This window comes from Algoriphagus aquaeductus, from assembly GCF_003253485.1.
Lineage (GTDB): Bacteria > Bacteroidota > Bacteroidia > Cytophagales > Cyclobacteriaceae > Algoriphagus > Algoriphagus aquaeductus.
Genome location: NZ_QKTX01000017.1, coordinates 30,221 through 53,885 on the forward strand (window position 1 = coordinate 30,221; position 23,665 = coordinate 53,885).

General features: G+C 44.9%; 21 protein-coding genes. 11 read left to right on the forward strand and 10 right to left on the reverse strand.

Features of this window, described 5'->3' with window-relative positions; all coding sequences use genetic code 11:
- Positions 1-28 precede the first annotated feature (28 nt).
- The 10 genes from CLV31_RS18400 (at position 29) to trxA (ending at position 10,335) form a co-directional block, all read left to right on the forward strand.
- On the forward strand, positions 29-1,006 hold the full coding sequence (locus CLV31_RS18400; protein WP_111394548.1) for an isopenicillin N synthase family dioxygenase: 978 nt from the start codon (positions 29-31) through the stop codon (positions 1,004-1,006).
- Between the two features lies 1 nt (position 1,007).
- Positions 1,008-2,207 carry a chromate efflux transporter gene (chrA, locus tag CLV31_RS18405; RefSeq protein ID WP_111394549.1) on the forward strand — a complete coding sequence of 400 codons (1,200 nt, stop codon included), beginning with the start codon at positions 1,008-1,010 and terminating at the stop codon, positions 2,205-2,207.
- An 80-nt stretch (positions 2,208-2,287) separates the two neighbouring features.
- Complete coding sequence (locus CLV31_RS18410; RefSeq protein ID WP_111394550.1) at positions 2,288-2,953, forward strand: CBS domain-containing protein; 666 nt, start codon at positions 2,288-2,290, stop codon at positions 2,951-2,953.
- A gap of 133 nt (positions 2,954-3,086) precedes the next feature.
- Positions 3,087-3,962: an NAD kinase gene (locus CLV31_RS18415; RefSeq protein ID WP_111394551.1), complete on the forward strand. Its 876-nt coding sequence runs from the start codon at positions 3,087-3,089 to the stop codon at positions 3,960-3,962.
- 92 nt (positions 3,963-4,054) lie between these two features.
- Complete coding sequence (porG, locus tag CLV31_RS18420) at positions 4,055-4,816, forward strand: type IX secretion system protein PorG (protein ID WP_111394552.1); 762 nt, start codon at positions 4,055-4,057, stop codon at positions 4,814-4,816.
- Positions 4,817-4,898: 82 nt separating this feature from the next.
- Positions 4,899-5,636 carry an isoprenyl transferase gene (locus CLV31_RS18425; protein ID WP_111394553.1) on the forward strand — a complete coding sequence of 246 codons (738 nt, stop codon included), beginning with the start codon at positions 4,899-4,901 and terminating at the stop codon, positions 5,634-5,636.
- A gap of 101 nt (positions 5,637-5,737) precedes the next feature.
- The gene (locus tag CLV31_RS18430; RefSeq protein WP_111394554.1) at positions 5,738-8,434 is read left to right on the forward strand and encodes a BamA/OMP85 family outer membrane protein; all 2,697 of its coding nucleotides are present in this window, start codon (positions 5,738-5,740) and stop codon (positions 8,432-8,434) included.
- Between the two features lie 90 nt (positions 8,435-8,524).
- On the forward strand, positions 8,525-9,055 hold the full coding sequence (locus CLV31_RS18435) for an OmpH family outer membrane protein (protein WP_111394555.1): 531 nt from the start codon (positions 8,525-8,527) through the stop codon (positions 9,053-9,055).
- A gap of 91 nt (positions 9,056-9,146) precedes the next feature.
- Positions 9,147-9,689: an OmpH family outer membrane protein gene (locus CLV31_RS18440; RefSeq protein ID WP_111394556.1), complete on the forward strand. Its 543-nt coding sequence runs from the start codon at positions 9,147-9,149 to the stop codon at positions 9,687-9,689.
- 340 nt (positions 9,690-10,029) lie between these two features.
- Entirely contained in the window at positions 10,030-10,335 is a 306-nt protein-coding gene (gene trxA / locus CLV31_RS18445; RefSeq protein ID WP_111394557.1) for a thioredoxin, read from the forward strand.
- Positions 10,336-10,368: 33 nt separating this feature from the next.
- Here the strand turns inward: trxA and CLV31_RS22225 are convergent, their stop codons facing one another.
- From CLV31_RS22225 to accD, 7 genes are all read right to left on the reverse strand, one after another.
- Positions 10,369-11,883 carry a pseudouridine synthase gene (locus CLV31_RS22225; protein WP_111394558.1) on the reverse strand — a complete coding sequence of 505 codons (1,515 nt, stop codon included), beginning with the start codon at positions 11,881-11,883 and terminating at the stop codon, positions 10,369-10,371.
- Positions 11,884-12,185: 302 nt separating this feature from the next.
- On the reverse strand, positions 12,186-13,007 hold the full coding sequence (murQ, locus tag CLV31_RS18455) for an N-acetylmuramic acid 6-phosphate etherase (protein WP_111394559.1): 822 nt from the start codon (positions 13,005-13,007) through the stop codon (positions 12,186-12,188).
- A complete protein-coding gene (locus CLV31_RS18460) occupies positions 13,004-13,846 on the reverse strand; it encodes an N-acetylglucosamine kinase (protein WP_111394560.1) in 843 nt (280 codons plus the stop codon). Before CLV31_RS18460 ends, murQ begins: the two co-directional genes overlap by 4 nt.
- 1 nt (position 13,847) lies before the next feature.
- Positions 13,848-14,075 (reverse strand): cytochrome b5 domain-containing protein, encoded by a 228-nt coding sequence (locus tag CLV31_RS18465; RefSeq protein ID WP_111394561.1) that lies wholly within the window; start codon positions 14,073-14,075, stop codon positions 13,848-13,850.
- 98 nt (positions 14,076-14,173) lie between these two features.
- Positions 14,174-15,325, reverse strand: a complete 1,152-nt coding sequence (locus CLV31_RS18470; RefSeq protein ID WP_111394562.1) for a formimidoylglutamase — start codon at positions 15,323-15,325, stop codon at positions 14,174-14,176.
- A 249-nt stretch (positions 15,326-15,574) separates the two neighbouring features.
- The gene (gene nqrF / locus CLV31_RS18475; RefSeq protein WP_111394563.1) at positions 15,575-16,879 is read right to left on the reverse strand and encodes an NADH:ubiquinone reductase (Na(+)-transporting) subunit F; all 1,305 of its coding nucleotides are present in this window, start codon (positions 16,877-16,879) and stop codon (positions 15,575-15,577) included.
- A gap of 135 nt (positions 16,880-17,014) precedes the next feature.
- Positions 17,015-17,857 carry an acetyl-CoA carboxylase, carboxyltransferase subunit beta gene (accD, locus tag CLV31_RS18480; protein ID WP_111394564.1) on the reverse strand — a complete coding sequence of 281 codons (843 nt, stop codon included), beginning with the start codon at positions 17,855-17,857 and terminating at the stop codon, positions 17,015-17,017.
- 212 nt (positions 17,858-18,069) lie between these two features.
- On the opposite strand from accD, the gene CLV31_RS18485 reads away from it, so the two are divergent.
- Positions 18,070-19,701: a carbon starvation CstA family protein gene (locus CLV31_RS18485; protein WP_111394565.1), complete on the forward strand. Its 1,632-nt coding sequence runs from the start codon at positions 18,070-18,072 to the stop codon at positions 19,699-19,701.
- Here CLV31_RS18485 and CLV31_RS18490 read toward each other — a convergent pair.
- The 3 genes from CLV31_RS18490 to CLV31_RS18500 form a co-directional block, all read right to left on the reverse strand.
- Complete coding sequence (locus tag CLV31_RS18490; protein ID WP_111394566.1) at positions 19,698-20,858, reverse strand: DUF3179 domain-containing (seleno)protein; 1,161 nt, start codon at positions 20,856-20,858, stop codon at positions 19,698-19,700. The genes CLV31_RS18485 and CLV31_RS18490 overlap by 4 nt on opposite strands.
- A gap of 135 nt (positions 20,859-20,993) precedes the next feature.
- Positions 20,994-22,094: a hypothetical protein gene (locus CLV31_RS18495; RefSeq protein WP_111394567.1), complete on the reverse strand. Its 1,101-nt coding sequence runs from the start codon at positions 22,092-22,094 to the stop codon at positions 20,994-20,996.
- A gap of 19 nt (positions 22,095-22,113) precedes the next feature.
- The gene (locus CLV31_RS18500; protein WP_111394568.1) at positions 22,114-23,655 is read right to left on the reverse strand and encodes a phosphatase PAP2 family protein; all 1,542 of its coding nucleotides are present in this window, start codon (positions 23,653-23,655) and stop codon (positions 22,114-22,116) included.
- Positions 23,656-23,665 lie beyond the last annotated feature (10 nt).

Consider the following 23,665-nt stretch of genomic DNA (forward strand, 5'->3'; position numbering starts at 1 on the left):
CGGAAGTAATAAATAAACTAGACTATTAATGGAGATCTTATTTGACGAAATCCCAAGCTTGGATTTAGCAGATTTCACTTCAGGAAATCCTGAAAAAAAGGCTGAATTCGTAAAGAAACTAGGAGAAGCCTATCAAAACATCGGCTTTGTCGCGATCAAAAACCACGGACTTTCCCAGGACCTTCAGGACCGACTTTACCATTCTATAAAATCTTTCTTTGCCTTACCCGATGAGGTAAAATCTCAGTATGAAAAACCCGAAATCGGATTTCAGAGAGGGTATACCGGAAAAGGAAAAGAACACGCGAAGGGTAGAAATACCGGTGACTTGAAGGAATTCTACCATGTGGGACAGGAATTGGATCTCATCCCTGACACCGACCCTATTAAGTCTGAATATCCTGAAAACCTCTGGCCAAAAGAACTCCCTCAGTTCAAAACAGACGCCATCGAAGCCTATCAGACTTTAGAAAAAGCAGGCAAGCAAATGCTAAGAGCCATTGCCTTAAACTTAGAATTGCCGGAAGATTATTTCGAAGACAAGGTAGCTTACGGAAATTCAATCCTGCGCCAAATTCACTATTTCCCTATCGAAAATCCGGATGCAGTTCCTGCAGATGCCGTTCGTGCAGCCGAGCATGGAGATATCAATTTGATTACACTACTGATGGGAGCAAGTGCAGATGGTCTTCAGGTGTTAAGAAAAGATGGCAAATGGATTCCGATTACCGCATTGCCTGACCAATTGGTAGTCAATGTGGGTGACATGCTCGAAAGATTGACCAATAAAAAACTTAAGTCTACCATCCATCGAGTAGTCAATCCTCCGAGAGACCTGATGCATACCAGCAGGTATTCCATTCCGTTCTTTATGCATCCTAGATCTGAAATGGACCTGACTTGTCTTGAAAGCTGTATTGATGAACATAACCCGAAGCAATTCACTGACGCAACAGCCGGAGAGTTTCTGGAAGAAAGACTCCGAGAACTAGGCCTTAAAAAGTAAGATGTCGGTACGGACAGTCCGATATTATGTTTTTCTAAAGGATATTCTGGTCCTTTCGCTGACTGCCTTTGGAGGCCCACAGGCTTTTCTGGCAATGCTTCTGGAGCGAATGGTCAAAAAAAGAGGGTACATCCAAGAAGAGGAGCTGTGGGAGCTGAATGCTTTGTGCAACATGCTTCCCGGCCCCTCTTCTACTCAATTGGTCTCCGCTATTGGATTCCGGGTAGGAGGGCCAAACCTTGCCTATCTAGCCCTTTTAGTATGGATTTTACCGGCTACGATCATCATGGTCACAGCGGCGGTCCTGATAGATTTTTTACAGGAAAATACCCCCGGAGCATTAAATTTTGCCCGATTTATCCAGCCGATGGCCATCGGCTTTATCATTTTTGCTGCGCAAAAAACGATCAGTAAAATGATCAAAACCACTGAAGCGATGATCTTGATGTTGATTTCAGCTTTTGTGGCATTTTTCTACAGTTCCCCATACATTTTCCCCGTCATGCTGATCATAGGGGGACTGAGTACTTCCATGAAGTATAAAAATCAACCCAAGGTGGCCGAAGAAAGCCCCCTTACAATCCGGTGGAGTAATTTCTATTTATGGGGTGGAGTTTTGATCCTTGCGGCAATTGGCGGAGCGATCACCAAATACCAACCGATTCTTCTTTTTGAGAATTTTTATCGAAACGGAAGCCTGATTTTTGGAGGAGGGCAGGTTTTGGTTCCCTATTTATACACCGAGTTTGTGGAGTTCAAACACTTCTTGAGTTCGGAAGAATTTCTTACCGGATACGCCATTTCCCAGGGAATTCCTGGCCCCACTTTCTCCATTTCCTCTTATGTAGGAGCCTTATCCATGAGAGAAAGTGGATTAATCGGGTTTATTACAGGGGGATTGATTTCGGCAGCCGGAATTTTCCTCCCGGGAATATTTCTGATCTTTTTTGTGATTCGATTTTGGGACCAATTGAAGCTCTACCGTCCGGTTCGTGCCGCCTTGGAAGGAATCAATGCGGTCTCCTGCGGCATGTTGATTGCAGCAGCCTATTTACTTTTTGAACCTTTGGAGGCCAACTCAACCAATATTTTTTTCATCCTCGGTACCTATTCTCTTCTCCAGTTTACCAAAATCTCCTCTCCTATGATTATTGCCGGAGGTCTGGTCTTGGGTATAATAACGCAGCATTTTTTGGGCTAATGGACAGAAATTAGGTCCACCGGAACAAGAATCGCCTTAAAAGCGTTTTGAGTTCTGGATTCATTTCCTAACTTTCTCTTATGCAAGCCTACGAATTCATCAACAGTCTCATCCCTCCGCTCAAATTGACTGATCGTGCGGGGATGGCATTGAACTGGATGGAGGAAATCCGAACGGACTCTCTGCCGGTAATTGACCAAGGCAGATTCTTGGGCTTTATTGAAGACGAAATAATTTTTGAACTCAATGATCGGGAAGAATTGATCGGAAATATTCAGCTCGAGAGCAACGCCTGTTGGGTCTTTTCGGACAAACATATTTATGATGTGCTGAGAGTGGCTTCCGAGAATCAATCCAATCTTGTCGCTGTAGTCGATCGGGAAAACACGTACTTGGGTGTCGTGACTATGGAGGATGCTATTGCCGCCTTTGCTGATAGCCTATCCATCAAATCCCAGGGAAGTGTCCTGATTCTTTCCCTCCAAATGAAGGATTATCAACTTTCCGAAATCTCAAGATTGGTGGAGTCAGAAAACACGAAAATCCTAAGTTCTTTTATCACCTCCGATCCTTTGGATGACAGCCGGATTAAACTGACGCTGAAACTGGACAAGCCCGAACTTCGACATGTCAAGGCAACCCTGGAGCGGTTCGGATACCGGGTGATTGACCACTATCAAGAGGAATCAGGCATTTCCAGTGAAGAAGACCGAATCGGGAACTTGCTCAGATTTTTAGATATTTAGGGCATTAAAATCGAACATTAGGCACATTCCCATCAGGGGTTGCTATCGATCACCTGTCTGCCGCAGGCCGATTCATGACACTACTTCCCTGGACGGCAGTCAGGTATGAGCGCAAAAGACCAATACTGATCCTATGAAAGTCGCCTTACATGGCCTGGCATTGAGGGCTGAGTTTTTCCCGCAGATAATTTCTTTGTTTCAACTCCTCGAAGCGGCAGGAATTGAAGTTTTTGTCACCCGACCCTTCGATAAGCAACTCAAGCAGATTGAAAAACATTCTCTAAAATATTGGGTATTGGAAAATGCTGAGGATTTCTCAGACCTTGATTTTTTCATGTCCATTGGGGGCGATGGTACTTTGCTCGATACCGTGTGTGTGGTCGGCGGTCTGGAAATCCCAATCTTGGGACTTAACACAGGCCGTTTGGGTTTTTTGGCGACGGTTGCGAAAGATAAAATCGAAGAAGCCCTAGACCATTTAGTAACCGGAAATTACCAAATCGAATCCCGAACTTTGCTCTCTCTGGAAAGCAACCGAAAGCTGTTCCACGGGCTGAATTTTGCCTTAAATGAATTCACGATTCATAAGAGAGACACCTCTTCGATGATCACCGTGCACACCTACATCGACGGAAAATACCTGAACTCTTATTGGGCAGATGGCTTGATTGTCTCTACTCCTACGGGATCGACAGGATATTCGCTAAGCTGCGGAGGGCCTTTGATTACCCCTGGAGCCAAAAACTTCGTCATCACTCCGGTAAGCCCACACAACCTAAACGTAAGACCAATCATTGTGTCCGATGATTCGGAAATCAGTTTTGAAATCGAAGGGAGAACCGATAAGTTTATGATCTCCCTTGACTCCAGATCCACTTCCATCTCTGCCGATCTGAAACTCAGTGTGAAAAAGGAAAAGTTTTCGGCTAAATTGGTAAAATTGCCTCACTATCATTTCTTTGATACGCTCAGGCAAAAACTCAATTGGGGCTTTGACATGAGAAACTGAAAAAAACAGGCCTCTTGAGCTTAACAATTATTAACCCGAGAAATACAGAAGAGCGTTTTTTAAACGTTAGGTACTTCATAACTTGCATCGTCTTGAAAAAGGTCAATTTTAAGATTTTCAGATATTTATCTGCTTTTGTATTGGTAGTTTCCATCGGTATTTCAGAAGGAAAAGCCCAGAAATACGAGATCGGAGGCGGATTAGGCGGAGCAGTCTATTCTGGGGATATCATTCGAAAAATTGACCCGGGCCAGTTAGGCCTTCAGGGAACGTTGTTTGGCAAGAGAAATTTTGACAATGTGTGGACGCTCAGAGCAGCCTTGAGTACAGCTATACTCCATGCTGATGATGAGATCAAACCCTTGGACTTGGTGTATCAAAGCAGAGATGCCCGGTTTAGAGGAGGACTGATCGAGGCATCAGCAGTCATGGAATTTAACTTTCTGGACTATCTTAGAAACGACTCGGAGTTCCGGTTTTCCCCATACGCTTTCTTTGGATTGGGATACACCTTCTTCACGATGAAAGGACGCTATAGTGCTGAGCGGTTTACCCCGGCAGATTACTATCAGCTGTTTTCGCCGGTGATTCCGTTTGGAGGTGGGGTGAAATACCGCCTCAATGACAAATGGACATTGGCTGCTGAACTGGGGATTCGGGCGACATTTACGGATTACCTGGATAAAATCGATTCTAAAGCAGGGGTTTTTCCCATCTCTGAAACTGATGTTATCACTGGGGAGAACCTTACCCATATCATTAATTTTGGGAATCCATACACGAAGGATTGGTATTATTTCCTGGGGGTTACGATCAGTTACACTCTTTCCAACGTGAAATGCTACGCCTATTAATTAATTGATTTCATGGGCAGATTATTGAAAAAGAAATAGCATTTTTGTACCTCCAAAAATGTAGGTACTCCCAAGCGTTGGAATGAAGGAAAAACTAGACCTAACCAATATCCCCAAACATATTGCGATCATCATGGACGGCAACGGCCGTTGGGCCAAGAAGAAAGGCGCCATGAGAATCTTCGGACATCGACATGCGATTCAAGCGGTCAAGGACTCCATTGAAGGAGCCGATAAATTGGGAGTAAAATACCTCACGCTTTTTTCCTTTTCCACGGAAAACTGGTCCCGCCCCCAAGATGAAGTCAAAGCCCTGATGGAACTGTTGGTGAAAACCATCATTGATGAGATCTCGCAGATGATGAACAACAACATCCGACTGGATGCCATCGGCGATTTGGAAAGTTTACCCCCTTCGGCTTACGAAAAACTAATGGAAGCCAAAAAACTCACCGCCTCCAACAATGGCCTTACCGTGATCTTGGCACTCAGCTACAGCGGTCAGTGGGAAATGGCTCAAGCCGCAAAACGCATTGCTCAAAAAGTCTCCGAAGGAAAACTGAAGCCTGAGGAAATTACCCAGCAAACCCTCGCCGATCACTTGGATACGGCCGGAATCCCGGACCCGGAATTGATGATTCGGACCAGTGGGGAGTTTAGAATAAGTAATTTCTTGCTTTGGCAACTCGCCTACACCGAGCTGTACTTTACACCGGTGCTTTGGCCTGACTTCCGAAGAGAGCATCTCTTTGCCGCAGTAGAAGATTATCAAAAAAGAGAAAGAAGGTTTGGTAAAACCGGAGAGCAAGTGAAACCTTAACCAGTAAATGAAATCGGGCATGACATCCAGATTCACACTTACCGTGTGAACCTCAGACATGCGAGATTACATATGGCCTTTTTAGGTCAAATTATACCAATATGAAAAGAAGTTTATTGATTCTGTTTTGTTTGATTTGGTCGGCAAATTCCATGGCCCAAATCCGCCTTGGCCAAAGCCGATATGCCGCTCCTAGGCCTGTCAACATTTTGGAATTGAACTACTCCAAACCCGAAAAATTCAGAATCGCCGAAATCAAAGCTGTGGGACTTTCCACTCTGGATGAAGTGGCTATTATTTCGCTCTCAGGACTGAAAGTAGACGATAGAATCGAGGTGCCCGGTGATGATATTGCCAACGCCTTAAAAAAACTTTGGGGACAGGGGATTATCGGAGATGTAAAGATTTTGGTGACCAAAATAGAAGGTGAAGATATCTACTTGCTTCTTGACCTGACCGAGCGCCCCCGATTTTCAAGAGTAGAGTTTTCTGGAATCAACAAAACCCAAGAAGGTGAACTCCGAGACAAAGTAAATATCAGAGGCCGAGTGGTCCGTGATGACGTACTCAACACTGCCAAAAGGAATATTGAAAAATACTACCTTGACAAAGGCTTTCTGAACACAGAGGTAAAAATCATTCAAGAAAGGGACACTACCCTTCCTAACAGCGTCAAACTTCGATTTGATGTCAATACCAACTCTAAGGTCAAAATCAATGAGATCAAGATCTACGGCAACGAGGAAATCTCTGACCGCGCCATCAAGGGCAAATTGAAAAAAACCAAAGAATATCCCCGGGTGGCAATCTTCAATGACATCCACACCCGACTCGTCGAAGCAGATGCGAAGAGTATCAGCCGGTCTATCTTCCACACAGACTCGGCATCCAAAGAAGACGCAACCAGCTACATCAACAAAAACTTCAAGCTCAACTTCTTCAACGGATCAAAATACATCCCCAAAGAATACCGAAGCGATAAAGACAAAGCCATTGCATTTTACAACAGCAAAGGATTCAGAGATGCCAAAATCCTCAATGATTCGGTTTACAAGTACTCAGATGACAAAATCAACATAGATATTGCGTTTGAAGAAGGACGAAAATACTATTACCGAAACATTAGCTTCACCGGAAACTACATCCATTCCGATGAGGTATTGATGGCCAAATTGGGCATTGAAAAAGGAGATATCTACGACAAAGAAAAGCTGGACAAGAGACTCAATTACGACCCTCAAAAAGGAGACGACGTGAGCTCTCTTTATCAGGACAACGGCTATCTGTTTTTCAACATTGATCCGGTGGAAATCAATGTTTCCGGAGACTCCATTGACTTGGAAATGCGAATCTTTGAAGGCCCGCAAGTCACGGTAAACAGTGTCAGCATCAAGGGCAACGAACGGACCTCCGACCATGTGGTGATGCGGGAAATCCGAATTCTACCCGGACAAAAATTCAACCGAAGCCTGCTGGTTCGTACGATTCGGGAACTTTCCACCCTGGGATACTTTGACCCCGAAAAAATCAACCCTGACTTAAGGCCTAACTTCGAACAGGCAACCGTCGATATTACCTTTGAGCTCGAAGAGCGTCCAAATGACCAGATTGAATTATCCGGTGGTTGGGGTGGTTTTTATGGCTTTGTGGGAACGGTCGGCTTGGTGTTCAACAATTTCTCCGCAAAAAACATCGGTGATTTCAGCAAGTGGGATCCCCTGCCGGTAGGAGATGGACAAAAGCTTTCCTTGAGAGTTCAAGCCAATGGACGAACTTTCCAAAACTATTCGCTTTCACTGACCGAACCGTGGTTTGGAGGAAAGAAACCCAATGCACTCAGCTTCTCTTTCAACCACTCGGTCCAGAGACAGGTCGATTTCTTTAACAGGCTACCTAACGCTTCTGACCTTGGATTCTTCAAGATCACAGGGGTAACTGTAGGACTGGCTAAGCGGGTGACCTGGCCTGATGACTATTTCAGCATCAGTAATTCTATTCAGTTCCAGAATTATGAATTCAACCAATTCGGAACCTCCTTTGGGTTGAGCTATCCGACCGGAAATTCAAAAAGTGTCACCTTAAACACAACCATCGCCCGAAACAACGTAGATAACAATATCTATCCACGACTGGGATCCAACATTATCCTTTCTACGGAATTTACGCCTCCTTACAATTCCCTGAATAAGAATCTCAATGGCGAATCCACGGATCAGGAAAAATTCAACTGGTTGGAATACCACAAGTGGATGTTTGACGCCTCTTTCTTTACCCCGGTATTCGGGTCCAACAAATGGGTCGCCAGTGCCCGGGCACACATGGGCTTCTTGGGGTCCTATGGCAACAAGGTAGGACTGATTCCTTTGGAGCGATTTGTAATGGGGGGTGACGGGATGACTTTCAACAATTTTGCCTTGGGTCAGGAGATTATCGGATTGAGAGGGTACGAAAACCAAACCCTTACCCCGGGTAGATCCACTCGAGGCACGGCCAACCCAGATCCTTACGGAGGGGTAGTCTACAACAAATACGTGATGGAACTTCGCTTTCTCGTTTCCCCCAACCCTTCAGCTACAATCTTCTTGCTGACCTTTGCGGAAGCCGGAAATAACTGGGGTTCCTACAAAGACTTTAACCCGTATGACCTGAAAAAGTCTGCTGGTGTAGGTGCCAGGATATTCATGCCTGCATTTGGTTTATTGGGGATAGATTGGGGGTACGGGTTTGATCCTATACCGGGAAGTTTACAGCGGAGCGGAGCACAATTTCACTTTACCATTGGGCAACAGTTCAGATAAGCTTCCAAATAAGCCGGGCGTTAGTTAATTTATGCAAAAATAAAACGTTAATAATGCCGCTATCCCTCGCTTGGAAAACTGGAAGAAGCCATGAATAAACCATTGAAAATTGTACTTTTGCTGCTCATTCTGCTGAATACGGGCCCATTAGCTGCGCAAAAGTTTGGATACATTGACTCAGAATACATTCTCAACAAGCACCCGGACTACAAAGTAATCCAGGAGGAACTTAAGAAACTGAGTGACCAGTGGAAGAAAGAGGCACAAAGTTTGGATCAGGAGATCAAAGAAATGAATACTCAGCTGAAAGCTGAAGAAGTACTACTGACCGAAGAGATGTATCAAAAGCGGTTGGAAGAGATTAAGGCGAAGCAAAAGGCTTCGCAGGAGTTTAACAGCAGGATCTTTGGAATTGACGGGATGTATTATCAAAAGCAGGCAGAACTGCTGCAACCCCTGCAATCCAAAATCTATGATGCCATCGAACGGGTCTCCAGAAGAAACAATCTGGCGGTTCTTTTTGACAAGGCAGCCGGACCGTCGGCCATCATTTACACTGATCCAAGGCATGACTATTCGGAGTTTGTTTTGGACGAATTGGGAATTGAAGACAATAATTAAATAACCATCTTACAGATTAAATCGAGCACATGTGAGGCCGCTCACGTTTAGAAAAAAAGTTAGACCATTTAAAAACACAAATTATACACATATGAAAGTAAAAGTTATCCTAGCTGCAATAGCGTTGCTGTTCGTAGGATTCACCGCTCAGGCTCAAAACATTAAGATCGGATACACGAGCGTGGAGTTAATCATGGACCTCATGCCTGAAATGGAACAAATCGGAGCAGACATCCAAGATTATCAAACCCAGCTTCAAACCAATATCCAGACCAAAGCTGCTGATTTTCAGCGTCAGGTACAGGCTTATCAGCAAGCTGCTGCTACCATGACCGAAACTGCCAGAGCTACCAAAGAACAGGAGTTGACCAAACTTCAGGGGGATTTGCAAAAGTATGAGCAAGACGCTCAGGTTTCTTATCAGAGAAAACTTCAGGAACTGTTGGAACCCTTGCAAACCAAAGTGATCAACGCGATCAATGCGGTAGCTGCAGAGAATAATTACACGCATATTTTCGCAGAAACAGCCGGTCAAGCGCCTATCCTTCTTTACACCAAAGAAGAAGATAAATTCACCGAACTGGTTCTTGCCAAGTTGGGAATTCAGGTTCCTCAGCAACCTGCTCAAAAGTAATCTTCACATAAACCGGCTCAAAAGGCCGGTTTTTTTTGAGCATCTCCAAAAAGGAAACCCTGCGAGTAGACTAGACCAGCCAGGTTTTGAAAACCTGGCTGGTCTTTTTACCCTTAAACCTTAAATATGCATTAGAAAAACTACTACGACCTCATAATGCTTCAAAATCAGTCGTTTCACTTCACTTTTCTCCCGATAACTATCGGGATCCAAAGTACCTGATTTTCTTGTATTTTGAGTTCTTCCCGAAATACTTCGGGACAGGCTGCTACGAATTCTAATGCATAAACCAGGTTAAATCACATAAGATTAATTTTCCACTTACCAGTTGTTTTTTCGTATGCCCAAAAAGAATCCCAAAGAAATCATCAGCCAAAGCCAAGAAGTCCTCTTGGTGGATTTCTATGCGGACTGGTGTGGGCCCTGTCAGACGATGAATCCGGTATTGGAGGAATCACTGGCTGAGCTTGGAGGAAAAATCAAACTGCTAAAGCTTAATGTAGACAAGCATCCCCAACTCAGTCAGCAGTTTGGAATCCGATCCATCCCTCACTATATCCTTTTCAAACGTGGAAAAATACTCTGGAGAAAAGGAGGCATACTTACCAAGCGGGAATTGGTGCAGCAGTTGAAGGGGTTTGTATAAATCAGAAAAGGCCTCAATTTGAGGCCTTTATTCTTAGATGTAATATTTCAGTCGGATCACTTCCTGTTCGGTCAAGAATCGATAGTGCCCGCGTTTGAGGTCTTTTTTGTCCAATCCAGCGTACATGACGCGATCCAGGGCAATCACTTCATAGCCCAAGTGAGCGAAAATTCGTCTCACTATCCGGTTTCTGCCAATATGAATTTCCAATCCAAGGATCGTCCGGTCTTTGGAAAGCACCTGCATATCATCCACTTTGGCATCTCCGTCCTCCAAAGTCAATCCTTCCAAGATAGCCTCTTCATCCTTGTGCGTGAGTGGCTTGTCCAGCGTGACCTGATAGATTTTTTTGATTTCATTGGAAGGATGCGAGAGTTTTGCAGCCAATTCCCCATCGTTGGTGAAGAGCAATAAACCGGTCGTATTTCTGTCCAATCTTCCCACAGGGAAAATTCGTTCCTCGCAGGCATTTTCCACCAGTTTCATCACGGTCTTTCGCTCCATGGGATCTTCGGTAGTGGTGATAAAGTCTTTGGGCTTGTTCAAAAGAACATACACGGGCTTCTCTGGATTGATCCTTTTCCCTTCAAAAACCACCCGATCTGTTTTCTTCACCTTATATCCCATCTCTTTGATCACCTCTCCATTGACCATGACCAATCCTTTGGTGATCAGATCATCGGCTTCTCTTCGGCTGCAAATCCCTGAATTGGCGATGTATTTATTGAGTCGGATCAGATCTTCTGATTCCTTTTTGGATTTCTTCTGGGGCAAGTTGTCAAAGTTGTAATCCGGACGGTCAGGATTAAGCTCCACGCGCTTGGGTCTGTTTTTTCCAAATCCACGTTTTTCACCGCTGCTTTCTGAGGAATTTCGCCGCTCCCCTACACCGAAAATCGGCTTCTGATCCTTGCCTCTTCCCTTGTAAACCAACTTCTCTCCTGTCTCAGGATTAAATTTATCACCCGAAACATCCTTTTTGAATGGCTTATCGAAATCAGACTTAGGCCGGTTGGAAAATTTTTCTTTCCCAAACTCTTTTTTACCGCCTCTCTCAGGACGCTCACCATAAGGCTTTTCAAAATCCGGTTTTCTGGAGCTAAATTTCTTCTCAGATGGTCCTTCTTTTTTAAATCGCTCAGGCTTGTCTCCAAAAGCTTTTTTGCCAAAAGATTGATCCTCTCCTTTTTCCCATTTCTTGGGAGCTCCGGTTGACTTATCGAATCGCTTGTCTCCAAATGATTTTCGATCATTGGAATCTGTCTCATTCCGCTTGCCGTATCCAGGCTTGTCAAAGGATTTTCCTTCTTCTTTGAAAAATCTTCCCTTGGGCTTATCTCCAAATGAAGCTTGATCGTCGGATTTTTTACGGAAAGGCTTTTTGTCAAATGAGTCTTCCTTTTTCCCGAAAGATTTGCCCTTGAATTCTGATTTGCCTTCTGGTTTGCTAAATTTTGAGCCTTTGGAGGAAAAATCAGGCCGTTTGGGTGAGTCGAAGTCCTTTTTTTCTTCGTTGAAAAATGGTTTTCTAGGATTGTTTTTTTTCATGATTTTGCAGCATCACTGCTGTAGTTAGTTAATCTTTTTTTCTGTAACCCTTTTAAGTGGCTAGCTAATTTCTTTCTCTAAGCCAAGGTTGGAAGCCTATCTACCGGAAGTCAGAACTTAAATTTTTCTATTAAGTAAGAAATTGAGCGCAAATTGCTTGAATAATTTTGAGCGAAATGTGCTTTATGCTTTCCATAAGAAAATCCTACACCAAAACCTAAGGCTATGAATTTCAAATGCTTAATCGGGCAACAAAGATAAGAGGAATCCCCGCAAAGTGGTTCTCGGCTACCGAATTTTATTTAAGCTCCCTTTTGATTTTTATAATAATATTCTGTTGCATTTCGAACCGATCCCTCAGAAAGCAATAACTGATTGGCCTTTTCGTAGTCCAATCCGGTGGCCTCCATAATCATTTTGGTACCTCGATCTACCAATTTTGCATTGGAAAGCTGCATATCCACCATTTTATTGCCTTTGACTCTTCCCAATTTGATCATGACTGCTGTGGAGATCATATTGAGAACCAGTTTCTGGGCGGTACCTGATTTCATTCGGGTACTTCCGGTGACGAACTCCGGCCCGACCACTACTTCAATCGGAAATTCTACCGCTTTTGCCAATGGAGAACCCGGATTGCATGTAATGCATCCAGTCAAAAGTCCTTTTTCCCGGGCCATATTCACGCCACCAATGACATAGGGGGTAGTACCGGATGCAGCTATGCCGATCACGGTGTCCAGCTCAGAAAATCCATATGCCTGAATATCCAACCATGCCTGATTGGGGTCATCCTCCGCATTTTCAACTGCCTTACGAATGGCTGCATCCCCACCGGCAATCAGCCCGATGACCCAATCATGCGGCACGCCATAGGTAGGAGGACACTCTGAAGCATCCAAAATCCCCAATCTCCCGCTTGTACCTGCGCCAATGTAAAATAATCTTCCTCCTTCCCGCATTCTGGGTACAATCTGCTCGACCAATTCGGAAATCGAATCCAACTTTTCCTTTATTGCCGGAGCTACCTTGTGGTCCTCTGCATTGATATGTTGCAACAGTTCCATGACCCCCATTTGTTCTAGATGATCATAATGCGAGCTGCTTTCAGTTACCTTTTTCATAATTTTTGCTGGTGGTAAAGAGTTAGCCCCGCAATAGGGCTTTCGATGATTAGATTGACTTGGATACCGGTATCCAAGGCTGCTTTTCTCAAAATGTCGCTATTGTAATAGGCGATGGATCCGACAAAGCTAACCGGCTTCTCCCGGTAGTGGGTATACTTGCACACATGCTTGGCAAAAAAATCCTTGAAAGAATTGTAAAATAGACCATAGCAATAGGGATCTGATTTGTTTTCGGAAATAAACCTGCAAAAACTGGCCATGTACCGACTGGGATAAGGCTGACGGTAGACATGATCCTGAATAATATGTTGGGTGAGGTGAAATCGCTCAATAGCCGCCTCTCTAATTTTTGAAGGCATTTCTTCATGAATAAAATCCTGAAGAAATTTCCTGCCGATATAGCAACCTCCTCCTTCATCTCCTAAGATATAACCGGCTGCAGGTCGGGTAGCGGTAATCCTTTCCCCGTCATAATCGCAGCTATTGGATCCTGTACCCAATATACACGCGATCCCCGGACTATGCCCACAGGTGGCATGGGCTGCAGCAGCGAGATCATGGTCTACATGGATCTCTGCCCTGGAAAAAATAGACCTGAGCGCTTCGGCTACTTCCTGCTTCCGCTCCGGCGCAGCACATCCTGCACCATAATAGAAAATCACCTCGATCTCCTCCTGTAAGTTGACCAGAAAGTCATGCCTCATTTGGATCGACATCTCCTCCGCAGTCATGTAGTATGGATTAAATCCTACTCCTCGATATTGGCTGATTTGGCCATCCCGGTGGATTACTCTCCAGTCTGTCTTGCTGGAACCGCTGTCTGCAATTAAAATCATATTATATCAGTTGGCCTATAGCCGTAAATTTTTCAAACACCTTTTCGGAATGAGGGGCATCCTGCAATTCTTCTGTCAGGTCCTGCCCTGCCCAATGCTCATAATGCGTTCCATTTTTCCAAAGTCTAGATGCACTCACATCATAGATCACACCCCGAAATGCTATCCAAATTTCGGGCTTATCCTGACCATTACGAAGAGAAAGCTGCTGTTTGGTATAGGTTTTCATGAAGTTTGGAAAAATTTACTTGGGGCTTCCTGTGATTCGTTGTAGAGAAAATCGCAGTCCAAGCCTGAAATGGGATCAATTCCGAGATGAGTCGGTAATCAATACAGTTTGATTTGGGCATTGATCCATCGCTCCGGGATTTCTCCTTTTTGAGCCAGTTGATAATCCGCATAGCTGCACGAAACTGTACTCACCCGGTCAAATCGATCTGTTTCATTATGCGGGATTTCCATCCACCACTTGCCGCTTCGCTTACTCTTATAAAAAACGAGGGTATTGGGCTTGGTATCCAAGGACACGGTGTATTTGATGTAATCGGCACTTTTGAACGACAAGCTATCTTTTCTACTGTAAAATCCTTCAATAAAGTACCAAATCATCACGGCGGCCACTTTGGCTGTCTTATTATGGGCATCGTCGAAATAGGGATCATATCCATAAATTCCAAACGAACTCAGTTTTTCATTCGTACCTGCAAACCAACAGATCTGACAGGCTTCCTCTCCGGTAAGTCCAAAGGGCTGAGCATCCACCGCCCCGGGAGCTACCGAGGATTGGATAGCGCTCAAGTCTATACTCATCAGATCCGCATCCCGGATCAGGGGCTCAGTTTCCTTAAAATTATCACGGATTTGTCCCAATCTCACATGATCAAAATACAGCTTCTCCATCACATTGACCAAGGTTGGATCCACCAAAAAACTCTGATACGCCAAATGGGTATAGGAAAACAGAAAGTTTGGCTGATGCAAAACGATCTCCTGCGTATGCCGATCACTCTCAGGACCTGATTCTTCCATATCTATTTTGGCGTCCACCGTCACCATCGTGACGAGCTTCTTCATTTTTTGATAGGATAGGTATTGTCCGTAATCCAAGTCATGCGAACCTCCAAAAAAAACCGGAAGGACCTGATGCTTCATCAAATACTCGCCAACCTGACGGATCTTTTGATAGGTGTCATTCAAGCTGTCCCCCGAAATCAAATCTCCCAAGTCTGCGACTTTATTGGTAACCATCCCCTTCTTCAGTTCATAGAGTTTCTCTCTGATTTCTGAACTCCCCCTTTCCATGCTTTCGGCATGTCTCGAGCCACGGCATTCTTTCAGACCGACCAATGCGATTTGCACGTCGTTTAAGTCGGGGAAGGTCTCCTGATGGATGGTAATCTGACTGAAAAAGGAATTCTCCGGATATGCTTTTTCGGAAAGGAATTTGGCGACAGGGTCAAAAAAGGTTTGAAGATTCATAGTGGGTAGTTGAGGAATTAAAAATAAACAAATCTGATCATACGCAATTCTGCCTTTTGACGAATATTCGGCTGATTTTGTCATGGAGGGCTGAATTCGGTTAGTAAAACCGACAGGGGAAGAATCTAAGATTTGGCCTAAGTTTCAAACTAGACCTTAATCCAGATAGCCGTTAAAACTCCTTTAATCCTTTTAAACAAAAATGGCCCTAAACAAAAAATCCCGCCGAGGCAGGATTTTTTGTTTTCATTAACCACCGAAGTCGTCAAATCGGATATTCTCTTTGGGTATCCCCATGTCATCAAGAAGTTTCAACACGGCCGCATTCATCAATGGAGGGCCGCACAGGTAATATTCTACTTCATCCGGCTCAGGGTGATTTTTCAAGTAATTGTCGTACAACACTTGGTGAATGAATCCTACATAACCATCAGCTTCTCTGTCGTCAAGGGATTTTTTGATTTTCCAGTTATCTTCAGGAAGCGGTTCAGAAAGTCCGATGTGGAAATTGAAGTTTGGAAATTCTTTCTCGATTTCACGGAAATGAGGCACGTAGAAAAGTTCTTTTTTAGAACGACCACCATACCAGTAAGATACTTTTCTGTGGGTCTTCTCCGTATGGAACAGGTGGAAAATCTGAGCTCGCAATGGAGCCATACCTGCACCCCCACCGATATAGACCATTTCTCTTTCGGTAGGATTGATATGGAATTCACCGTACGGACCGGAGATGGTCACTTTATCCCCTTGCTTTCTGGAAAACACATACGAAGAACAAACGCCCGGATTTACATCCATCCAACGGTTGTTGGCTCTATCCCATGGTGGAGTTGCGATACGGATAGTAAGCATGACGATATTGCCTTCTGCAGGGTGGTTGGCCATAGAGTAAGCTCTGAAGAGCGGTTCGTCATTTTTCATGACCAAGCTCCACAAGCCGAATTTATCCCAATCGCTTTTGTAGACATCAGCTGGGTGACCCAACTCCGGATGAGGCGTAATGTCCATATCCTTGAAGTTCACCGTGATGGCAGGCACGTCAATCTGAATATAACCTCCTGCTTCAAAGTGGAGCGTTTCGCCTTCAGGCAGTTTTACCTTAAATTCTTTAATAAAGGTGGAAACGTTGTAGTTGGAAATTACTTCGCATTCCCACTTTTTGATACCAAAAATTTCTTCAGGTACCCGGATTTTCATATCCTGCTTCACTTTCACCTGACAGGCGAGACGAACTTTGCCTTGCTGCTCTGCACGGCTCAAGTGCCCCACTTCGGTAGGCAGGACATCTCCTCCACCTTCTTCGACCACACACTTGCACATCGCGCAAGTACCCCCTCCACCGCAGGCAGAAGGAAGGAAAATCTTCTGATTGCCAAGGGTAGAAAGCAAGCTTGTACCCGCTGAGGCAACAATCGGATTACCTTCATCAACATTGATGACAATCTTCACATCCCCTGAGTTGACCAGTTTGGACTGAGCAAACAAGAGGATAAGTACCAGTAGCAGGATAATCACCGTGAATGCTACAATGGACGTAATAATTACAGAACCCATGAAATTTTGGTTTTACTTTTTCGTAGGAATTTGCCCCTTTTTGGGAGCACAAATATATTTATTAATCCATAATACAGGCCAAAAATGCATTCAAATTTGGCTTGAATTACAGTGGGATTTTGATGAGATAACTGATTAATTGTTCAGGAGGTTTAGCAAAGTGGTCAATCTTGATTTCAACTGTCTGCGATCGATGATGAAATCAAGAAATCCGTGTTCCAAAACAAATTCCGAACTCTGAAAGCCTTTTGGCAAATCCTTACCGATCGTCTCTCTGATCACTCTTGGTCCGGCAAAACCAATCAATGCCCCCGGTTCAGCAATATTGAAATCTCCCAACATCGCATACGAAGCGGTCACACCTCCTGTGGTCGGATCAGTCAGAAGAGAAATGTAAGGGATGCTTGCTTGATCCAACAAAGCAAGCTTGGCAGAGGTCTTCGCCATTTGCATCAAAGAAAAACCAGCTTCCATCATTCGTGCACCGCCTGACTTGGAAATCATCAAGAAGGGAATTTTGTGCTTCAACGAATGATCAATCGCCCTTGCGATTTTTTCACCGACCACAGATCCCATAGACCCCCCGATAAAGTTGAAGTCCATACAGGCTACAACCAAATCCAACCCGTTCATTTTACCATAAGCGGTCCTCACCGCATCATTGAGTTCAGCCTTTTTGATGGTAGCTTCGATCCTGGAGGAATAGGGTTTGGTATCGACGAACTTTAGCGGGTCACCGGACTTCATTTCCGGGTCGAGTTCGGTAAATTTATTGTTGTCAAAAAGTATTTCGAAGTATTCTTTGGAGCCGATTTTCACATGAAAATCGTCATCCGGGCAGACGTAGGCATTGTTCTTCAATTCCCTTGTGTGAATGATATTGCCGTTGGGAGTTTTAAACCAAAGCCCGTCGGGAGCATCTTTCTTTTCCGCAGTGGAAGTTTTAATGCCTTTGTCAGTTCTTTTAAACCAAGCCATAAAGATAATTTAGGTTGTTTTTTGACAAGTCAAAGGTCACAAATTTAGACCTAATCTCCAGTAATTAAAATTTTATTCTCCTCGGGATAAATATTAGCCCTGTTATCCCTGCATTAAAAATCACTTTTTAAGCCGGCCGATTTTACATTATTTTGAGATCCTTTTGAAAATTGAATTTTCAAGTTGCCCATCCTCGCCTATACCAAATAACCATGAGCTTATCCCTTCTCCTTCTGATTTCCGCTGTAATTCTTTTTCTGGCCTACCGGCTCTATGGTAATTTTGTTTATAAAAAATTTGGGTTGGATGATTCCAGAAAAGCACCTTCCCATACGCATCGGGATGGGGTGGATTATGAACCCAGCAAGCCGATTGTGGTCTTGGGCCACCACTTTGCCTCGATAGCAGGCGCAGGTCCCATCGTCGGGCCCATCATTGCGGTAACTTTTGGTTGGATTCCTGCCGTGATTTGGATACTGGCAGGGGGAATATTCTTTGGAGCTGTTCATGATTTGGGAAGTATGGCGGCCTCCCTGCGTACCGAGGGGAAATCGATCGGAGTCATCATCCGAAACCAAATCGGAGCAAAAGGAAAGCAGCTTTTTGTTTTGTTTAGCTTCTCTACCTTGATTCTGGTAATAGGTGTATTTGCGGATATCATCGCCAAAACATTTGTCTCCAATCCCGGAGTTGCCTCAGCCTCGATCTTTTTTATTTTTCTGGCAGTAGCCTTTGGCTTTGTCAATCGAATGGTAGGCAACAGAAATATTGCTTTCATTTTGGTGACTGTGGTCGGCGTGATTCTGATGTACTACTTCGTCTATTTAGGCACCCAACTTCCCTTTGTTTTGGATTACAAAATTTGGATTTTGGGCCTTTTGGCCTATGCTTTCCTGGCTTCTGTGACTCCGGTTTCGCTTTTGCTTCAGCCCAGAGATTACCTCAACAGTTATCTTTTGTATGGGATGATGATCGCCGCGGTCGCCGGTGTGCTAGTGGCCAATCCTCAAATCGAAATGGACACCCGCGTCGTGGCAAGCAGTGAAAGTCTGGGATATGTTTTTCCGGTTTTATTTGTAACCATTGCCTGTGGGGCAATTTCGGGCTTTCATTCTCTTGTGGCCTCCGGTACCACTTCCAAGCAACTGGATAAAGAAAGTGATGCGAAAATCGTGGGGTTTGGAGGGATGCTGATTGAATCATTCCTAGCCATCATTTCTGTGGGGGCTGTGATTGTCTTATCCAGAACAGAATATGTCGAGCGACTTGGGGCAGAGGGCCCTGTGGCATTATTTTCCACCGGTTTGGGAGGAATGATAGCTACCTTGGGAATTTCGGAAACCTTTGCGGTAGGTTTTGTCGCGCTCACGGTTTCGGCATTTGCGCTGACCACTTTAGACACGTGTACAAGATTGGCCAGATTTACTCTGCAGGAATATTTTGAGGATATGCCACAACCGGCGGCCCAGGTGTTGGCAAAAAACCGCTACCTGTCCACATTCGTCGTAGTGATCCTCTCTATCTTGCTCCTAGCCTCAGGAGAATTTTCCACCCTATGGCCCATTTTCGGTTCGGCCAATCAGCTTTTAGCTGCTTTGGCTTTACTGACCATCGCGGTTTGGCTCATTAAGAAAAATATCCCTGCCACGTTTGTCACCATCCCCATGTTCTTCATGTTTACGGTGACTTTGGCTTCTTTGGGGCTTTTTGCCTGGAAAAATTATCAGGAGAAAGGCTATGTCCTGGCAGTGATTGCAGCCCTGCTTTTTGTCTTGGCAATTTCTTTAATTTTTCTTGCCTTCAAGAGTTTGAAAAAGGAAGTTAAGGAGCCTGCAAAAGTCTAGAGAGGTTTTGGATTAGGCCCTTCAGTTCCAGGTCTGAAAGTCCTCCAGCTGTGCCAAAATTCCTGGTAGGCTTTGAGGCGTTTCAGATCTGTTAGAGTTGGGTTCAGTGATTTTCCCGTAAAGGAATAGGCCGCTGAATCCAGGTAAAGGGTGTCACCAGTCCAGAGATGGGACTGGGTATCCGAAGGAATTTCGAACACCACAAAGCTCTGGGTGTCTTTATTCAAGAGAATCAAAATATCTTGGCTGCCTACCCGATCCCGGATGGATTCTTTTTCCAGAAGCAGGTTCCAGTCATAGGCTTTGGCACCTTTCTCCAGATCCACGCCGACCACCCAGGACTTTTCATTCCAGGAAAAGGGGTCTGTACCGGTGAGTTTGCTTTCGCTTTTCCCCTTTTCAAATTTTCCAAGAGAATCGTACTTCGATAGGAAGTTTGGGTCTGCAGCCATGATTTTTCCGTTTGGATAAGCTTTGAAAAAAGCACCAGCCGTCAATTGGATGGATTCGATTTCCTCGAGTTTTTTCCCTTTTAACTCCCCGGTGATCGCTTCTCCGGTGGCCTGTTGCCACCAGCTGCCGGTCTCTGTATCCTCAAACATGGCATTGAAATGATCCATGCCTACCAATCGGAAATTCTCGGGTTTCCCATCCACAAATGGCGAAAACACTCTTCCGGTCCGACATACAGAACAATACGTGACCATCACCGGCTCTCTGGCCAGGGTATCTCTCACTTGGTGATGATAGACAATGTACCGGATGGGATAGGCCTTGGCTTCGTCCCCTTTTTCAATGGCAACGACCAGAGTACTGTCATTTTCATCAAAAGAGTCGCGGGCAAGGAACCTGAGTTCTCTGGGTTCTTGAAACATGGCATCCGCTGCCATTTTGAAATTGAAGGCCCAAATCGCGGCCAAGGTTATTATCAAAGAAAGAGCAGGGACCCATCTCCTTTTCACGGAAACAGCAGGCACTACTCTTGCTAAAATCACAACCCCTAAGGCTATCCTAAACACCCATCGGTACTGGTGCAGGAAATAGGCAAAATCAATGGAATCCCATTGCTGGCTGCCTGGGAAGGGCATGATGAAGTAAATCTTAAGAAATTGAAACAGCACCAACATGCCCAAACCCAGGTAAAACAGGTTTTTCATAGGATGATTTTTTCAGTAGAAAATGAAACAGGCCAAAGCCCAATTCCAAGGGAAGGTTAATCCAGCCTTCCCATGGGAATGGGCAGCTGTGGAAAAACAGGCAAGCCCGAATGTGTGAATCCGGGCTTGTCGTCATTAAAGTGAGTTAAATACAGCAGGTGCTTTTTTAGAAATTCTCCAAGCCACGCCAAAGTTGATCAGGTAATCGGCAAAGGCAGCATCCCCATGCCGTATATTTTCCGGAGTCGAATCGGCAATGTCGGTGAGGCTGCGGGTCCGGTTTCTGACTAAGGCTACCGGCACGTTGAGGGTCGCAGTGACATTACCCAGCATGTAACTCACTCCCGGCTCGACCGAAATAACATATCCCGGACGACGGAAGCCATCACTTTCCCCGATCAAATCCCGAACAGGAACTCCTTCTACTCTACCTCCTAGCGAGAATCCCAATCCATGGATTTTTTTGACCCCATAGAAAAGACCTGCACGCAAGGCATATTGATCAGGAACGCTCATGATTCCCTCACTTGGTCTGGCTCGAAAGGTCTGGGTACCGTTGGTATTTCGGGGATTTAGCAAATAAAAGGCATTGTAATACCCGAAAAGGGAAGATTTGAATTCTTTGAGTCCTTGCGACTCGATAGTGATCCCAAATCCTCCGTCTCCCAATTGGATGCTTTGGTCGACCGGGCGAATCTGTGAAGTTCCATTCGGCCCGACATTGTAAAAGGTGCTTTTGGCATTGTAGTTTCCGGTGGGCAGCTTAAATCCTAGTCCCAGTGCCAGATTGCCTTTAGCAGCTCTTTCGCCTGATAGAAGCCAATATCCGGCCCCGAGTCTGACATCAGCCAATCCTCCCGAATAGGACATGTGCCGGGACTGTCGCCCATGTTCGTAAAGTGAGCTTCTTTCATTGTATGCAAAAGGCAAAGAAGCTAATACATACAATCTATCAGTCAATGCATAGCTGACGTTGAAATCTACGCCGTGAGACCAGTTGATCACTTCTGTCCCCTGCTCGACCCGCTCTGGCTCTTCATGAGTACCGCGGAAATGTCTGAAGGATTTGAAGTAACGATAGTTGGTACTGAGATTCCAGTCACCTTTGGACTGAACATTAAGCTGACCGACCGCATTGCCGATTCCTGAAAATTGACGGATGGCTACGCAGCCTTGAGAATAAGAAATATGATGTCCTGCCAAGGCTAGAACCAAGGTAAATAGTATTTTTTTCATCGTGTTCTAAGGTTAAAGATTAATCAATGCCGTCCAGTTTGGCTTTGGCGACGGAATAGGCCCCGACAGCTTTGCCCTGTTGCAAACCTACCTCGGCATCAAAGCGATAATGGATTCCGCCATAAACTCTGGACATGGCTGCCTCCTCTGCCCATTTTCTGAACTGGGGAGCATCGGTGGGAAAGAAATGGGATAAAACTTCAGCTGCGGCAGAAGAAAAGGTACTGTGCCCCGAGGTATATGCCGGAAAATTGGGCGTACCCAAAATCGTCTTGAATCCGGGAATAGTCTGGATAGGCCGAGGATAATGGTAGTAATATTTGGCATCCCAGCAGCTTATCCCTGCATCCACTATGGCCATATTCATAAAGGCAAATACTCTTGCTGTACGAACCGGGCTCAAGCGGTATTTCACGGTTTTTTCTTTTGCAAATCGGTTCCAATGCCCGGGAGGAGTGTAGGTATTCAACCCATCATTCCAAAAATTGGCAATTCGACGCTGCTCAGTGGTAAGGTTAGCGGCAAATCTTTTGAGTTCTTCAGCATCTTTTTTAAATGCTTCGGATCCAGGAGCTGGAGGTGGCCCAGGCCGAACTGCTTCTACATTCGGAACGTTCCACATTCTCACCAATCCAAACAAAGGAGTCAAACCAACCGGTCTTTGAGGCGTTTCCTGATTTTCCCAAGTCCAGCCAAAGCGGACTTTTGCCGCATTCTTTATTGAATCTGACTTGGCTTTATTGGTTTGGGCATTACGCATTCCATCTGTCGAGGCCCGAGCCAAGGCTGTTTTGGCGACTTCGGCACCGATCAATTTTCCGGCTTCCACATCACTGCTCACATTAATCCCTGCCAAAATCAACGATTCCAAATGCTCTTGGGCCATTTGGGCCAAGAATTCTTTCTCCAAGGGGAACATGGCCGTGAGAATTTCCCTTGAGGAAATTGCGATTACCGCTCCATCTGAAGGATAAGAATACAGTTTGTTGGCATCATAGGCAGACTTGATTTGAGGATCTAGCTCATAGGGAGCCTGCCGCTTAAACTTGTATTTGTAATGCCAGGCCATAATCAGTCCATCATACTGTGCCACACTCAAATACGCCAGCATTCTGCTCGTATAGGGTGGGTGAGCGTATGGAAACAAGGGGTATTTTCCAGGGTTGGCCGCATCAGGTGCAGGATAGGTTCCATCCGGATTGGGAGCTGGAATCAAATTGTATTTGGTCGCAAGCTCTAAGGCAATTTCGTTCCATCTCAATAGTGGATTGTTGGTCCAATAGTCGACTGCTTCTTTCTGTTTGGAACTTATTTTGGAAATGTTCTCCTTGGCTTCCGTTAATTCCCTGTTCAACTCGGCCGATCCGGAGGCGGCTGGAGCAGGAATGGTAAACTGCTCAGGGGATTGATGCATTACCAATCTCCATTGTCCTGCATTGGGATCGAGATCGGTAAATTCATAGCCTTGGTACTCAAAATGCGTGGGCAATTCCTCCATACAGGAGTTCAGAAGAACAACAGAGGATAGTAAACCAATAAGGAAGTAGAAATATTTTTTCATAGGAATAGTC

What these genes read in the sequence shown, in the direction of transcription:
- CLV31_RS18400 (WP_111394548.1), top strand. Translation starts at nt 29, where the DNA reads ATGGAGATCTTATTTGACGAAATCCCAAGCTTGGATTTAGCAGATTTC.
- chrA (WP_111394549.1), top strand. Translation starts at nt 1,008, where the DNA reads ATGTCGGTACGGACAGTCCGATATTATGTTTTTCTAAAGGATATTCTG.
- CLV31_RS18410 (WP_111394550.1), top strand. Translation starts at nt 2,288, where the DNA reads ATGCAAGCCTACGAATTCATCAACAGTCTCATCCCTCCGCTCAAATTG.
- CLV31_RS18415 (WP_111394551.1), top strand. Translation starts at nt 3,087, where the DNA reads ATGAAAGTCGCCTTACATGGCCTGGCATTGAGGGCTGAGTTTTTCCCG.
- CLV31_RS18425 (WP_111394553.1), top strand. Translation starts at nt 4,899, where the DNA reads ATGAAGGAAAAACTAGACCTAACCAATATCCCCAAACATATTGCGATC.
- CLV31_RS18430 (WP_111394554.1), top strand. Translation starts at nt 5,738, where the DNA reads ATGAAAAGAAGTTTATTGATTCTGTTTTGTTTGATTTGGTCGGCAAAT.
- CLV31_RS18435 (WP_111394555.1), top strand. Translation starts at nt 8,525, where the DNA reads ATGAATAAACCATTGAAAATTGTACTTTTGCTGCTCATTCTGCTGAAT.
- CLV31_RS18440 (WP_111394556.1), top strand. Translation starts at nt 9,147, where the DNA reads ATGAAAGTAAAAGTTATCCTAGCTGCAATAGCGTTGCTGTTCGTAGGA.
- trxA (WP_111394557.1), top strand. Translation starts at nt 10,030, where the DNA reads ATGCCCAAAAAGAATCCCAAAGAAATCATCAGCCAAAGCCAAGAAGTC.
- CLV31_RS22225 (WP_111394558.1), bottom strand. Translation starts at nt 11,883, where the DNA reads ATGAAAAAAAACAATCCTAGAAAACCATTTTTCAACGAAGAAAAAAAG.
- murQ (WP_111394559.1), bottom strand. Translation starts at nt 13,007, where the DNA reads ATGAAAAAGGTAACTGAAAGCAGCTCGCATTATGATCATCTAGAACAA.
- CLV31_RS18460 (WP_111394560.1), bottom strand. Translation starts at nt 13,846, where the DNA reads ATGATTTTAATTGCAGACAGCGGTTCCAGCAAGACAGACTGGAGAGTA.
- CLV31_RS18465 (WP_111394561.1), bottom strand. Translation starts at nt 14,075, where the DNA reads ATGAAAACCTATACCAAACAGCAGCTTTCTCTTCGTAATGGTCAGGAT.
- CLV31_RS18470 (WP_111394562.1), bottom strand. Translation starts at nt 15,325, where the DNA reads ATGAATCTTCAAACCTTTTTTGACCCTGTCGCCAAATTCCTTTCCGAA.
- nqrF (WP_111394563.1), bottom strand. Translation starts at nt 16,879, where the DNA reads ATGGGTTCTGTAATTATTACGTCCATTGTAGCATTCACGGTGATTATC.
- accD (WP_111394564.1), bottom strand. Translation starts at nt 17,857, where the DNA reads ATGGCTTGGTTTAAAAGAACTGACAAAGGCATTAAAACTTCCACTGCG.
- CLV31_RS18485 (WP_111394565.1), top strand. Translation starts at nt 18,070, where the DNA reads ATGAGCTTATCCCTTCTCCTTCTGATTTCCGCTGTAATTCTTTTTCTG.
- CLV31_RS18490 (WP_111394566.1), bottom strand. Translation starts at nt 20,858, where the DNA reads ATGAAAAACCTGTTTTACCTGGGTTTGGGCATGTTGGTGCTGTTTCAA.
- CLV31_RS18495 (WP_111394567.1), bottom strand. Translation starts at nt 22,094, where the DNA reads ATGAAAAAAATACTATTTACCTTGGTTCTAGCCTTGGCAGGACATCAT.
- CLV31_RS18500 (WP_111394568.1), bottom strand. Translation starts at nt 23,655, where the DNA reads ATGAAAAAATATTTCTACTTCCTTATTGGTTTACTATCCTCTGTTGTT.